Origin of the sequence: Halodesulfovibrio sp. MK-HDV (assembly GCF_009914765.1) — a bacterium.
Taxonomy (GTDB): domain Bacteria; phylum Desulfobacterota; class Desulfovibrionia; order Desulfovibrionales; family Desulfovibrionaceae; genus Halodesulfovibrio.
Genome location: NZ_WYDS01000001.1, coordinates 152,663 through 167,358 on the forward strand (window position 1 = coordinate 152,663; position 14,696 = coordinate 167,358).

At 40.8% G+C, this 14,696-nt stretch carries 12 protein-coding genes; 7 read left to right on the top strand and 5 right to left on the bottom strand.

The window, feature by feature from the left end; genetic code table 11:
* Positions 1-14: 14 nt before the first annotated feature.
* The 4 genes from MKHDV_RS00745 to MKHDV_RS00760 all read left to right on the top strand — a co-directional run bounded on the left by MKHDV_RS00745 (position 15) and on the right by MKHDV_RS00760 (position 5,833).
* Entirely contained in the window at positions 15-1,052 is a 1,038-nt protein-coding gene (locus tag MKHDV_RS00745) for a pentapeptide repeat-containing protein (RefSeq protein WP_160711249.1), read from the top strand.
* A 453-nt stretch (positions 1,053-1,505) separates the two neighbouring features.
* The gene (locus MKHDV_RS00750) at positions 1,506-2,717 is read left to right on the top strand and encodes a pentapeptide repeat-containing protein (protein WP_160711251.1); all 1,212 of its coding nucleotides are present in this window, start codon (positions 1,506-1,508) and stop codon (positions 2,715-2,717) included.
* Positions 2,718-3,051: 334 nt separating this feature from the next.
* Entirely contained in the window at positions 3,052-4,263 is a 1,212-nt protein-coding gene (locus tag MKHDV_RS00755) for a pentapeptide repeat-containing protein (RefSeq protein ID WP_160711253.1), read from the top strand.
* Between the two features lie 262 nt (positions 4,264-4,525).
* On the top strand, positions 4,526-5,833 hold the full coding sequence (locus tag MKHDV_RS00760) for a pentapeptide repeat-containing protein (RefSeq protein WP_160711255.1): 1,308 nt from the start codon (positions 4,526-4,528) through the stop codon (positions 5,831-5,833).
* Between the two features lie 118 nt (positions 5,834-5,951).
* On the opposite strand, the gene MKHDV_RS00765 is transcribed toward MKHDV_RS00760, so the two are convergent.
* The 5 genes from MKHDV_RS00765 to MKHDV_RS00785 form a co-directional block, all read right to left on the bottom strand.
* Positions 5,952-6,500: a BON domain-containing protein gene (locus MKHDV_RS00765; RefSeq protein ID WP_160711257.1), complete on the bottom strand. Its 549-nt coding sequence runs from the start codon at positions 6,498-6,500 to the stop codon at positions 5,952-5,954.
* Between the two features lie 26 nt (positions 6,501-6,526).
* Positions 6,527-7,741: a replication-associated recombination protein A gene (locus MKHDV_RS00770; RefSeq protein ID WP_160711259.1), complete on the bottom strand. Its 1,215-nt coding sequence runs from the start codon at positions 7,739-7,741 to the stop codon at positions 6,527-6,529.
* Positions 7,742-7,754: 13 nt separating this feature from the next.
* Positions 7,755-8,486 (bottom strand): 16S rRNA (uracil(1498)-N(3))-methyltransferase, encoded by a 732-nt coding sequence (locus tag MKHDV_RS00775; protein ID WP_160711261.1) that lies wholly within the window; start codon positions 8,484-8,486, stop codon positions 7,755-7,757.
* A 93-nt stretch (positions 8,487-8,579) separates the two neighbouring features.
* Entirely contained in the window at positions 8,580-9,668 is a 1,089-nt protein-coding gene (gene gcvT, locus MKHDV_RS00780) for a glycine cleavage system aminomethyltransferase GcvT (RefSeq protein ID WP_160711263.1), read from the bottom strand.
* Positions 9,669-9,720: 52 nt separating this feature from the next.
* Positions 9,721-11,454, bottom strand: coding sequence for a hypothetical protein (locus MKHDV_RS00785; protein WP_160711265.1), 1,734 nt, complete (start codon positions 11,452-11,454; stop codon positions 9,721-9,723).
* Between the two features lie 330 nt (positions 11,455-11,784).
* Between MKHDV_RS00785 and MKHDV_RS00790 the strand changes: the two genes are divergently transcribed.
* From MKHDV_RS00790 to MKHDV_RS00800, 3 genes are read left to right on the top strand one after another with little or no spacing between them, the layout of a single operon-like run.
* Entirely contained in the window at positions 11,785-12,840 is a 1,056-nt protein-coding gene (locus MKHDV_RS00790; protein ID WP_160711267.1) for a GAF domain-containing protein, read from the top strand.
* On the top strand, positions 12,841-13,863 hold the full coding sequence (locus tag MKHDV_RS00795) for a rod shape-determining protein (RefSeq protein ID WP_160711269.1): 1,023 nt from the start codon (positions 12,841-12,843) through the stop codon (positions 13,861-13,863).
* A 46-nt stretch (positions 13,864-13,909) separates the two neighbouring features.
* Positions 13,910-14,683 carry an inositol monophosphatase family protein gene (locus MKHDV_RS00800; RefSeq protein WP_160711271.1) on the top strand — a complete coding sequence of 258 codons (774 nt, stop codon included), beginning with the start codon at positions 13,910-13,912 and terminating at the stop codon, positions 14,681-14,683.
* Positions 14,684-14,696: the final 13 nt, after the last annotated feature.

Consider the following 14,696-nt stretch of genomic DNA (forward strand, 5'->3'; position numbering starts at 1 on the left):
GAGTAAACGGTTGTATGAGTAAAGAACTTAAAAATGCTTTGAACAATGAAGATGCACAAGTGGTTTCACAGCTAGTACAGAATGATCCTGATGATATTTCTGGTGCTTCACTAAAAAATTATACGTTACGTGGGTTAGAATTGCATGATCTCACAATAACAAATGTGGATATGTATAATCTTGATTTACAAGGTGCAAAGTTAACCAACGTAACATTTGAAGATTGCACGTTGACTGGTGTTGATTTTAGTAGCAGTGAGTTTCATAATGTCCGGTTTATGGATACCACGCTCGAACCGATTGGCACCACAAGATATGATGTGAAGGAAACGACATTTAAAAATTCGTTGCTAGACAAAGTTGGATTTGGAGACGGAAGTAAATTGCTGGATGTGTTACTGCATTCATTGGCTAAAGGGTCTAGTCTTGCAATTGTTGATTGCACGATAGAGGTTGTGGTTGAGGGGCATTCCTATGTTTTTTACGACTCTTATCTAGAGAATTTATTGATAGACAGAACCAATGTGGAAGAAGGTGTTGCACTGTCCCTAGCAATATTTGGCGCAGAGAATGTTATAATTAAAAATAGTTCGTTAACAAACGTTGATTTCTATGGGGTTCAGGCTAAAAATTTACTTATTCAGAATAACCAAGATACTCTTTTGCGTGTTGGTGGTGAATTTGAAAATGTGAAAATTGTGGAGAATAACGACTCAAGGATAGTGCTGAATGGTGCAATAACTACAGTATATGCTAGCGATAATGGGGGGGGAAACAGTGGAGTATCTTTGAGAGGAGATATCAGCAAAGTGTTAGTGAAAGATGGTAGTGGACTTGGTGTAAGCTTTGCAAGAGGTGTGATGAAGACAGTGGAGGTGTTTAACTGTGATAATATGAGGTATTTAGAGCTGAAATCTGTGGTTATTGATGAGTTGAAGTTGATCACACTTGATGCAGAAGAAATAAATTCCACTGAAACAGTAATAAAAAAAATTATCTATAGAAAATGTAGCGTTGAAAGGGAGCAGTTGGGTAGAAAAGACTACAATTGATGAATTGTCTGTCGAAAATTTGTCTATTTCCTCAGATGTGTATTATAATAAATTGTTTGAAGAAACAGAAGGCTTTTGGAATGACTTGCTTTCAAAACAGTAAATTTTTTATTTTCGTATGCCCGTGCTAATTCTTCAACAGTTCTTGAGTTAAAGATTATGGGCTGTATCAGAAGGTAGAAATAGAAAAGGCAAACTCAATTGAGTCTGCCTTTTTTATTATTGGATCTGAATATACGGAGTGGCCAATCAAACTGTTGGAACTGCGTTCGCGTATTGAATAATTTTGCCTCTATTAAAAAAAGATAGATGGTGATTAAGCATTTGATGGGCTGCTGTGTTTTCCAGTGAAGACTGAACAGTACTCAATGGTAGATTCTGTAACGCGGGAATTTACTATTGGTTATAATTGCCTAATAGTATGTTGTTCTTGCGGTTAAAAAGGTGTTTCAAATGAAGATTCTGTATAGGTCGTTAGTAGGCGTGGGCTGTATTGTGGCGTTGTTATGTGGGCTCAATGGCTGCATGAGTCAGGAGCTAAAGACCGCGTTAAACAATGAAGATGCACAAGCGGTTTCACAGCTAATACAGAATGACCCCGATGATATTTCTGGTGCTTCATTAAAAGATTATAAGTTGCGTGGATTAAAACTGCACGATTTAATAATGAGAAATGTGAATATGTACAATCTTGACTTACAAGGTGCAAAGTTAACCAATGTAACATTTGAAGATTGTACATTGACTGGTGTTGATTTTAGTAACAGTGAGTTTCACAATGTTCGGTTTATGGATACCACGCTTGAACCGATTGGCACCACAAGATATGATGTGAAAGAAACGACATTTAAAAATTCGTTGCTAGATAAGGTTGGATTTGGAGATGGTAGTAAGCTTTTAGATGTATTAATGCATTCTTTACTTAAAGGATCTAGTATTGCAATTGTAGATAGTACAGTTGCTGTCGTGGTTGAAGATCATTCCTTTGTTTTTAATGATTCATATCTAGATAATCTACTTATTGACAGGACTGATGTAAAAAAAGGTGTGGCAATTTCTCTTTCGATACTAGGAGGAGGTAATGTTATTATAAGGGATAGCTCATTAATAGATGTTGATTTGTATGGGCTCGATGCTAAGAATTTTATTTTTGAGAATAATCGTAACTCACTTTTACGGGTTGGTGGTGAAATTGGGAATGTGAAGATAGCCAAAAATAGAAATACCTGGATTGCTATTAATGGGAAAATAAAAGAGATATCTGCCATTGACAATGGTGGTCGTGATAGCGGTGTAGGCTTTAGAGGGGAAATTGATAACGTTGTTGTTAGAGATAGCGATGAGCTTAGTGTAGATTTTGCTCGGGCAACTATAAAAAAGGCAAAAATATTTAATTGTAATAATATGAATGACTTAGAGCTTAGGCATGTGGTTGTCGAGGACTTGGAGCTACACTCTCTTGATCTGAAGGAGATTAATTCTGCTGAAACGTTAATTAAAAACTTATCAATAGACGATGTTGTATTGAAAAAGCGGAGTTGGGTGAGGGATACTAAAGTTTCTAATGCATCGATAAACAACTTTTCTATCCTTCCAACTATTAAGTATGATGAGTTATATGAAGAAACAGAAGGCTTTTGGAATGGATTGCTTTCAAAGCAGTAAGTTTTTTATTTCTGTACAGACATACTAATTTAGCAACAGTTCTTGGGTTAAATATTATAAGCTGTATCAGAAGATAGAAATAAAAAAGGCAAACTCAGTTGAGTCTGCCTTTTTTATTATTGAACCTGAATTGATGTCGTGACCCATAAAACTTTAGGAACTGTGCTCGCGTGTTGCATGATTTTTTGTTTCTACTAAAAAATGTTGGTGACTAAACATTCGATGGGCTTCTGTGTTTTTCTGTGAATATTGACAGTGCTTGCTAGAAGATTATGCAATGTAGAAATTAAGCCTGATAGTTTATTATTCAAGGCGCTCAAAAAAGGTGTTCAAGATGAATACGCAATATAAGTTTTTAATAGGGCTAGCCTTAATTGTGGCGTTGTTGTGTGGTCTAAACGGTTGTATGAGTCAGGAGTTAAAAACAGCTTTGAGTGACGGCGATGCACAATTGGTATCACAGATAGTACAGACTAATCCTAATGATCTTTCAGGTGCTTCACTAAAAGACTATAGGTTGCATGGGTTGGAATTGCACGATCTTACGATAACAAATGTGGATATGTTCAATCTTGACTTACAAGGTGCAAAGTTAACCAATGTAACATTTGAAGATTGTACGTTGACTGGCGTTGATTTCAGCAATAGCGAGTTTCATAATGTTCGATTTATGAATACCACGCTCGAACCGATTGGCACCACAAGATATGATGTGAAGGAAACGACATTTAAAAATTCGTTGCTAGATAAGGTTGGATTTGGAGACGGAAGTAAATTGCTGGATGTGTTACTGCACTCATTGGCTAAAGGGTCTAGTCTTGCAATTGTTGATTGCACAATAGAGGTTGTGGTTGAGGGGCATTCCTATGTTTTTTATGACTCCTATCTAGAAAATTTACTGATAGACAGGACTGATGTGGAAGAAGGCGTTGCACTGTCTTTAGCAATATTTGGCGGAGAGAATGTTGTAATCAAGAATAGTTCATTGACGAACGTTGATTTTTATGGAGTTGAAGCTAAAAATTTACTTATCAAGAATAATAGAGATTCACTTTTGCGCGTTGGTGGTGAATTTGAGAATGTGAAAGTCGTGGGGAACAGCGATTCTTTGATAGTGGTTGATGGTGCAATAACAACAGCATATGCAAGCGATAATGGAGGAAAAAATAGTGATGTGTCTTTTGGAGGGGATATTGGCGAAGTGCTAGTGAAAGATGGTGGTGGACTTAGTGTATGCCTTTCTCGAGGCAAGATTAAATCAGCAGTAGTGTCTAACTGCAATAATATGGTTTACTTAGAATTGAAATCTGTGATTATTGATGAATTGAAGTTGAGTACACTTGATGCAGAAGAAATAAATTCGGCTGAAACATTAATAAAAAAATTATCCATAGAAGATGTTGTCTTGAAAGAGAGAAGCTGGGTGAGAGATACCACGGTTGTGGATGTGTCTGTCGAAAATTTAACTATTTCTCCAGATGTGCGTTACGATGAGTCATATAAAGAGACAGAAGGGTTTTGGAATGACTTGCTTTCAAAGCAGTAAGTTTTTTATTTTCGTATGCCTATGCTAATCGTTCAACAGTTTTTGAGTCAAAGATTATGGGCTGTATCAGAAGATAGAAATAAAAAAGGCAAACTCAGTTGAGTCTGTCTTTTTTTATTATTGAACCTGAATTGATGTCGTGACCGATCAAACTTTAGGAACTGTGCTCGCGTGTTGCATGATTTTTTGTTTCTACTAAAAAAATGTTGGTGACTAAACATTCGATGGGCTTCTGTGTTTTCCAGTGAATATTGGAAAGTACTTGGTAGAAGAATCTGTAGTGTGGAAATTTGCTATTGGTGATGATTGCCTCGATAGTATGTCGTTTCTTGCGCTTAAAAAGGTATTCCAAATGAATCTGCGGTATAGGTTTTTAATAGGGTTGGTTGTAATATTTGCGCTGGTTGGCATGGACGGTTGCATGAGCCAAGAGCTAAAGACAGCTTTGAGCACTGAAGATGCACAGGTAGTCTCACAGCTAGTACAGACTAATCCTAATGATATTTCTGGTGCTTCATTAAAAAATTATACGTTACGTGGGTTAGAATTGCATGATCTCACAATAAAAAATGTGGATATGTACAATCTTGACTTACAAGGTGCAAAGTTAACCAATATAACATTTGAAGATTGTACATTGACTGGTGTTGATTTCAGCAACAGCGAGTTTCATAATGTCAGGTTTATGGATACCACGCTCGAACCAATCGGCTCTACTCCTTATGATGAAAAGGTAACAACCTTTAAGTCGTCCCTGTTCGATAAAGTCGGCTTTGGTGAAGGTAGTAAGCTGCTCGATGTTGAAATGCATTTTTTGAAGAAAGGGTCTAGTATTGCAATAGTTGAGTGTAAAATAGCTGCTGTGGTTGAGGGTAATTCTTTAGTGTTTTATAAGTCCAATCTTGATAATCTACTCATTGATAGAACTGATGTTGGAAAAGAAGTAACATTGTCTTTTTCGATACTCGGAGCAGGTAATGTCGTGATAAAGAATAGTTCATTAAAAGATGTTGATTTATATGGACTCAATGCTAATAATTTAATTCTCGAAAATAATCGCGATTCACTTTTGCGGGTTGGTGGTGAAATTGAAAATGTGAAGATAGTCAAGAATAGTAAGGCCTGGATTTCTATCGATGGAAACATAGCGAAGATATATGCCAGCGATAACAGTAGCGAAAGCGATCTGTCTTTTGGCGGAGAGATAGATGAAGTTATTGTGAAAGATTGCGATGGACTTAGTATTGGGTTTGTGCGGGCGAAAATAGCATCTGCAAATGTTTTAAATTGTAATAGGATAAGCGACATAGAATGGAATTCGGCAGTCGTTGAAGATATGTGTTTAAGCTCGCTTGATATAAATGAAATTAACTTTTTTGAAACATCTATTAAGAAATTATCGATAAAAGATGTTGAGTTGAAAAAGCGGAGCTGGATAAAAGATTCTGAAATTGCGGAAGCATCTGTGGAAAATTTGTCTATCCTCCCTACTGTTAAGTATGAAGACACATATAAAGATTCGTACAAAGAAACAGAAGTTTTTTGGAATGGATTGCTTTCGCAGCAGTAAGTTTTTTATTTCTGCGCAGCCGTGTCAATTTTCGACAAATCTCTTTGGGGAAAATATGTTGGGCTGTATCAGAAGATAGAAATAAAAAAGGCAAACTCAGTTGAGTCTGCCTTTTTTATTATTGAACCTGAATATACGAAGTGACTGATCGAACTTTAGGAACTGCGTTTGCGTGCTGAATAATTTTTTGTTTCTCTTTGTCAGAGGCGACAATACCTGTGAGAACAATGTTGCATTGTACAACATCAACAGAAACGTTGGTGGACCAAATTTCTTTGTCACCAATTAAAGTTTTTGTGAGTCCTGCGCTCATAGACATGTTGTCTGTGGTTCCGCAGAAGTCTTGCTGGTTTTTGAGAAGTAGGTACGGCACAACACTTTGGACACCTTCTGTGTCGCGTGCCGTAGAGATCACTAGGTTACGTTGTGCAAGGGAATCTACTTCACCGATAAGATATGCTTTCCCATTGTAGGTGTTGACGGAGATATCAAGGGAATTGATTCCTTTGCTCTCAACCATTTTGGAAAGGATAGTTGCTGTGATAACCGTGTCTGAATATTGTTTGCTTATGTTGCGCTCGTCCACGGCAGCATTGTACACGGCACACCCTGAAAGGGCGTAGCAAAGTGTAAGTATTACAGTAATACAAAATAGCTTCTTTAGCATATGTGTGTCTCCTAATGCTATGGGGATTAACGGAAGCTTTTTCTGGCACGAGCAAGCCACGCAGTTAGACGTGGTTCAACTCCTTGCTCTCGCTGCTGATAAAATCTGCGACCTGCGAGATCGTCAGGAAGGTATTGCTGGGGAACATACCCTTCTGGATAGTTGTGCGGATAAAGGTATCCCTTACCGTACCCCCACTCCTTTTGGAGTTTGGTGGAAGGGTTTCGCAGGTGCAGTGGAACAGGTTTGCTTCCATGTGCCCGTATCTCTTTTGCAGCGGCCAAGTACGCTGCATAGGTCGAATTACTCTTAGGTGCAAGCGCCAAATACGTTACAGTTTCGGCCAGTGGAATGAAGCCTTCTGGCATTCCAACAAACTCGGTAGCTTGCTGACATGCCACTGCTAGAGGTAGTGCGTTAGGATCTGCAAGGCCAACATCTTCCGAAGCGGAGAGTATTAGTCGTCGGCATATGAATCTTGGATCTTCTCCACCTTCAAGTAGGCATACTAGGTAATAGAGCGCTGCATCTACGTCGCTACCACGGATCGATTTGATCATCGCGGAGGCAAGTTCGTAATGGCTGTCTCCATTTTTGTCATGGCGTGCGAGTACGTCTGGGAGAACGGCTTTAAGTTGATCCGGTTCCCTTGATTCAGGTGGAAGTTGTGCAATATATTCCACAAGGTTTAGCATTGTACGTGCATCGCCGTGAGCAATTCCCGCAACCATTTCGTAAACAGTGTCGTCTAATTCAACACCACACGCTTCAGCACCTTTTTGTGCGAGTGTCTGAAGTGATGTATTGGGTAGTGGTTTTAATTTGAGTGTGTGGAGTCGGGATAACAGCTGACGTGTGACACTGAAAGACGGATTCTCAGTAGTCGTTGCAATGAGTGTAATTTCACCTGATTCTAAGATAGGAAGAAAAAAGTCCTGCTGAGCTTTAGAGAATCGATGTAATTCATCTAGCACGAGTACTTCAATGTCTTTCAGGGATTTTCGAAGCTGTGTTAGTCCAGCCTCCGGCGCACTTACTCGAAGCCACTTCAAGCCCGTGTGTTTGGCAAGTAAGAGTGCAAGAGTCGATTTGCCGCATCCTGGAGGGCCGAACATAAGCAAGCTAGGAAGTCGGTTTGCTTTAGTCAGCGCAGTGATACGTGCAGAAAGATGTTCCTGTCCTGAGAATTCTTCAAAAGAATTAGGGCGAATTTTGTCTGCAAGAGGTTGTTTTGCCTCCATAGACATCTCCTTGCTAACGTGCAGCATTGTTTACTTCACCTTTCCACCATGCAAGTCCGAGACACAGCAGGGCTGCTGTTTCCCAGCGTAAAATTCTTTTTCCAAGACTTACTGGCTTGGCGCCTTGGTTTTTGAAATATTCAGCTTCAGCATCGGAAAATCCGCCTTCCGGGCCGATAATGAAGAGTGTTTTTCCTGAAAGATCAAGCTGCTCGGAAGATAGAATGTCAGATGGTGACTGGCCTTCCCAGAGCATGAAAATATTATCAAAATCTTCAGCTCGGTTCATAACACCTTTTGATCCAGTAGGAAATGTTGCGAGTTCTGGAATCCAAGGATTGTCACATTGTTTAGCTCCAGCCAGCATTTGGCCTTCCCAACTTTCTTTAACTTCTGAGGGAACTTTGGATTGGGAACGGTCGGCCTGCCAGAACCAGAGTCCTGCAGCTCCGAATTCAACAGCTTTTTCAAAAATCCAGCCACGCCGCACGGATTTTCCCCAACCTATCGCAACATAATGCTCTGCCTTTGGCTTAGGGTGCTGAATGATTTCTTGCTGCTCAATAGATACCGTATGTTTATCCATTTCGGTAATGGTAAAGGTGCCTTCTTGTCCTTTACCGTCTAACAGACGAATAGTCTCGCCTGTTCGCATGCGTAGTACTTTAATCGCATGTTTAGCTTCTTGACCTTCAAGCACACAGTGCTCGTCCCATTTATCTGTTTCAAGAAAAAATGTTTTCATGAATTTCTATCTCATTATTGTATGTAGTGCCAATGGCAATAAAAAAAGGGAAGCCATTCGGCTTCCCTTTTAATTTATTCATTTGGATGCAGCTTAGTCAACAAGCTTCATGCGTGCAGTGCCATCTTTGTAGAATGGCAGTTCTGCTTTTGTTGCTTCAAGGGAAGTACGCGCGCCTTTAACGAGGAATTTTTCATTATCAGCAGCTTCAATTTTTACGTAAGCTAAGGCAACGGAATGTCCAACACTCGGGCAGTAAGAACCACTGGTAACGTGGCCAACTTCTGTGCCGTCTTCAAGTGTAACAACGTCATCGTGACGTGCGGAACGTCGACCCGGAATGGAAAGAGCGATAAGGAGTTCGGTTCCTTCACGGTCTTTACCTTTACCTACGTACTCTGCTTCAGAGCGAAGCATCCAGCCCATGCCGGCTGCGGTAGGGGAGTGAGTAGTGTCGAGATCCTGACCGTAAAGTGGGAGGCCCACTTCAAGGCGAAGGGTGTCGCGTGCACCAAGGCCAGCTGGTTCAACTTCTTCCTGAGCCATCAGGGCTTCCCAAAGTGCTTTTGCATTTTCGGAAGGAAGGTAGAATTCGTAACCCAATTCACCAGTGTAACCAGTACGGCTAATGATGACAGGCTGACCTTTAAATTCAACAGTGCGGAAGTTGAAATATTTGAGATCTCGCAGGGAGCTGTCGAATATTTTTTCAAGCACGTCGTAAGATTTAGGGCCCTGAAGGTCAATCTTTGCAGTCTGGTCAGACATATCTTCGAGAGTCACGTACTCAGGAAGACGTTCTTTTATCCAGTTAAAATCGCTTTTAATACAGGCAGCGTTGACGACGAGCATGTATTCGTCTTCTTCGAGACAATATACGATAAGGTCGTCAAGAATGCCGCCTTCTTTGTTCAGAAGAAAACCGTAACCGCACTTACCTGGAGCAAGTTTTTCCAGGTTATGTGTTACGATTTTAGAAAGAGCATCGCGAGAGCCTGCACCTACGAGAGCAAATTCGCCCATGTGGCAAATATCGTAAATTGAAGCTTGCTCACGGCAATGAGTGTGTTCAGCGATAATGCCTGTATACTGGATAGGCATTTCCCATCCGGCAAATGGAGCCATTTTGGCACCAGCAGCTTTGTGCCACGCGGTAAGCGGGGTATGTAAAGTTTTAGACACAGCATGTCCTCCCGAATCTGGTTACAGTGTTGTTGTTTTGTGGTTGTGTTTATTAAAGATCGAAACCTTCAATAGATTTGTTTCGAGATTTGCGAATTGCTTTAATGTCGTCAAGCAGCGAGACCAGTTTGCCGTATTCTTTTTTTATGCCTAATCCGTACCCCGAAAGATCGTCATCACGCTTGGTGATATAGTTACGGCATAAGTAACGGTCATTTAGTATAGTCTCAGTAATGCTGATCATAGAAGCAACTAGCTCGTCGAAATATGTTGCAATGTCGAACTTTAATTCTTGTAAAATACGAACGGCTTGATGAAGCATTTCTGCGTACGGGATTTTTTCACCCTTAATTTTACGCTTTTTCAATCGTTCAAGAATCATAACTTTTCGAGCTTGCTGGATATAGTTGTAGCGAAGCTGAACGTCTTGATAGAGGTTTTTGTGCCCGTCGAAAGACTCTTCATTTTCAGGATCGAACAGGTAGCCATCCAGAATTTTTACGACATTTGCGTAAAATTCGTCTGAGTAGCTTATGATGCGACGTTGGTGCTTCGATAGCCAAGAATATAAAAATTTAAGGCGCTTTTCTTCGGTGTCAGTGTTTTCAACAAGCTCAACTCGCTTGTACGTAATGTGCCCGACATATTCACCGCGTACGATATCGTTTAAACGCAGGATCATGTTTGTAGTATCTTTAATGATATTAAGATCATCAATGGCACGACCGGTAATTGGGTGGATAACTTCTTGTTTTGCTACAGAAAGAGCACGTTCTTGTCGAACGTTTTCCGGGTTGAATTTATGCTGCGTGTATGTAACGCGCAAAATTACAACATGCCGTTTTCTATTAACAAAGAAGCCACCTTCTTCTAAACGACGAATTACTTCGGTCTGATCTTCATCAACCTGTACAAGCGCAATTTTCTCCACAGTAGGATAGCGCCGTTTCTTGGTAGCAGAGGATATCGTCGTGATGACTCGGTCTGTTTGTCCAAGTACACGAACCATGAATTTTTCACCAGTCTTATGTAATCGACGAGAGAATAAGGCGCTTGAAGTTCGGCGTTCGGAACAAATGGTAAAACCGTAAAGCTCCATAAGATATTGATATACAAATGCTCTGTTGTTTTCGTATTTTTTATGGTTCCCAACTTCGAACTTTTTAGCTCGAAGTCCAAAACGTTTTATCTCTGGATCAAGATCAGAAGGGAAGGAACCGTACACGCCTGCAAGGTGAAAGAAGCCGGATGAATCTAATGCCAGAACATGCGCTCTATCCATTTCAAGAATGTAAGGGAGCAACTGGGGGTAATAATCCAGTACGGAGGTGTCCACCTTGCCGAATTCATGCTTGAAATTATCGTGCATTTTCCGTGGAATACGGTTTTGAATTGTTTCAATATTTTTTTCAATTGTGCAGTTTTCTAAAGGGCAGGCATAGCCGTCTGCCTTAAATGTCACATCCATTAATGAATGTAGAATATCAAATTGAAAAATTTCAGAAAAATATTGAAGTTCACGCTCGAAAGCTACTAACGAAAAACCGGGCAAATCTTTGTATTCGAAAAAATCGCTTTCAAATGAAGGTAGCAGTTCCCCGCGCTCAACAAGTGGATAGTCGTTGTTTTCAAAAAAAGGACGCAACAGACATTGCGTGATCTGGACGGCATCAAGAAAGTCCTTAAGTTCAGAAAGAGTAGTGATGCTGATAGGTTCGCTAAATGAAAAAGAGTCTTTCCATGGTAAACCGCATTCGCGGAAGGCGTCTTTCCAGTGTTTTGGCATTGGCAATTTGGCTGGCTGTCGTTAAAAAAAGTAAAATCTCTATTTACGCTAATAGTTCAATGTGCTTGCTAATCTTTGCATACTATTTTTTTTTTCTAAAAAAAACTCTAGCATTTCATAGAAAAAAACCTGTACTCTCATTGCTTGGCGTCTTATTAAAAAAATGATAATAAATTCTGAGGGCTTTATCTATATACAGAGCCGCAATGGTTAGCCCCTAAAAGGGTGGTTGGCCTATGTTCTATACGTAAAAAACGTTATAGGATGTTGCGCTGCAAAGTTATTATTTACATCTGCGCAAACCATAATATTTTGACTGGGTTATATTGGATGAATACAACCACTTGTTATGAAAGAATTTTAGGCATTATCTGCAGTGTCTTTGATGCATATTCTGCTGTATTAATTATGCCGGATCGCTCCGGTAGTCACTTCTCTGTGGCCAGTAGTTTTAGCCTTGGAGACATGGTGAATAAGGACGAGACTTTTTCTGCCGGAACAGGAAAAGGGCTGGTAGGGTGGATCATTAGTAATGAAGAACCCATGCTGGTTAATGACTTTGATACCAGACAGTATAATCTTGGGTATTATGCGCAGAATGAAGAAACTAAGATTAAAGCATTCATGGGGGTACCACTTAAAAATGGTGCCGGGGTGTTGTGTTTAGACAGTAAAAGACAGTATTCATTTTCCAGTAAAGATCAAAAGATTCTACAACTGTTCGGGGAGCTTGTGTACGAGGTACATTCCCGTTCTTTTGTTGTTGAAGAACAGGTCAACTTATCGCAGCAATACCATTGTTTGCAGGTGATTTATTCATTACGTAAGCATCTGAAAAAGTGGGACTCTTTTTTATCTAAGTTTTTAGTCCTTCTTTCAGATACCTCTCATTTTGAATATTGCAGTTTGGCGACAAGGGATGAAGGCGGTCAAAATTACCATATTGAGGGTGAAAACTATCAACTGCTACGGGGTGAAATGGGAGAAATTCCATATGGTAGCGGCTTGGTAGGCTGGGTGTTTAAAAATAGTACGCCTTTCTTTGTGGAAGGCGGCAAGGCTGCAAGTCAAACTTCTCCACTGTACGGAAAGAAAAAAGGTGTACCACAGTTTGTCAGCGTAATTTGTATTCCGCTGGAAATTGGGGGAATGACGCGAGGTGTGTTAACGCTTGCCAGTGAAACTTCCAAAGTTATTCCTGAAGAGCTTAAGACATTTTGCCAGATGGCATCTGAACATCTTTCTTTGTTTTTGGAGAATTTGTACCTGCGCAGCAAACTGTACGAGGCGCATCGACAGGTTGATGACCTGCAGCGCGCGGCAGCTTACGAACATGAAAATGAATCTCTATTTTCATTTTCATCTAAGACCCAAGAGAGCGAATAAATGCTAGGAAAACTCTTGAGCATGTTCGGAAAAGATCTGGCTATGGATCTTGGAACTGCTAATACGCTTCTATATACAAAAAAAGACGGCATCGTACTTAATGAACCGTCAGTTGTTGCAATTGATGTCGAACGCAACAGCGTGCTCGCAGTCGGGCGCGAAGCGAAAGAATTTCTTGGTCGTACTCCTCGACGTATCCGTGCAATCCGTCCGATGAAAGACGGTGTTATTGCGGATTTTGAGGTTACCAAGCAAATGATTTCATACTTCATTAAAAAAGTTATTACTGGCTTTAGTCTTGTAAAGCCGAACATTGTAATTTGTGTGCCTACTGGTATTACTCAGGTTGAAAAACGTGCGGTAATCGAATCTGCTCAACAGGCAGGCGCTCGTGATGTAAAGCTCGTTGAGGAGCCAATGGCTGCAGCCATTGGTGCAGCACGTCCTATTCATCAGCCAGTGGGAACTATGGTTGTAGATATCGGTGGCGGTACAACAGAAGTTGCTATTATCTCTTTATCTGCCGTTGCTTATGCAGAATCAGTCCGCGTGGCTGGAGACGCATTAAACAGCGCCGTACAAAGATATTTTCAGGAAGAGTTCCAACTTCTTGTAGGTGAAAACCAGGCTGAAAAAGTTAAAATGACTATCGGCTCTGCTTTTCCTTTGCCAGAACCTCTGGTAATGACTGTACCGGGAAAGGATATTGTGTCAGGAACTCCAACCTCTGTTGAAGTGACTGATGAAGATATCCGCATTGCACTTTCTGAATCAGTAAAAGCGATTGTTTTTGCTGTTCGTAAAGCGCTTGAAAAAACCCCGCCTGAGCTTGCAAGCGACATTGCGGAACATGGCCTGCTTCTGGCAGGTGGTGGCGCGTTGCTTAAGGGACTTAATGAGCTTATTATGCAAGAGACTGGATTGCAGGTTATTATTGATGATGACCCGCTTACCACGGTTGTTCGAGGTACCGGCAAGACGCTGGAAGATCGAACGAAATTCTCAGATGTGTACATAAACTAAATTACTAAGGCGACCCCAAGGTCGCCTTTTTATCTTGGAAGACACAATGGATTTAAAAAAGTTGTTACCGCAAGTTCGTGCTGCCGTTATTGAATCTGGTGCGCTTATTCAGGAAGCATGGGATAAGCCGCGTAAGGTTCGTTACAAAGGGCGTATTGATCTTGTAACGGAAACTGATGTTGCGGTAGAGAATGACGTGAAGGCAAGGCTTGCGAAGATTCTTCCTGAAGCAAGCTTTCTTGCTGAAGAAAGTGCAGCTGATGCTCCGCTGAATGATCTGACATGGGTGATTGATCCAATTGATGGAACAACAAATTTTACTCATCAGGTTCCGTTTGTTTGTACTTCTGTAGGGTTGTGGCATAAAGGCAGGGTTGTGTTGGGTGTTATTAACGCTCCAATCATGAATGAATGCTTTTATGCTGTGGCTGGTAGCGGTGCTTGGTGTAATGACAAGCAGATTTTTGTGACAACAAACGATAATCTCGAACAATCGCTGATTGCAACTGGTTTTCCGTACACAATCGCAGAAGATGCTGACGAGATTACAGATCGTTTACGCCGTGTACTGCAAGGTGCACAGGGGATTCGTCGTTTAGGCGCTGCTGCACTTGATTTAGCATACCTTGCAGCCGGACGTTTTGATGCGTTTTATGAAAAGGGCTTGAAGCCTTGGGATACCGCTGCGGGCTGGTTGCTTGTAAACGAAGCTGGCGGTTGGGTAACAGAATATGATGCTTCGAATGACTTCTCTTTGTACTCACCAAATATTTTGGCGAGCAATACGCTTTTGCATGCAGAAATGACAAAGCTTATGTAGCCCAGTGTTTGAA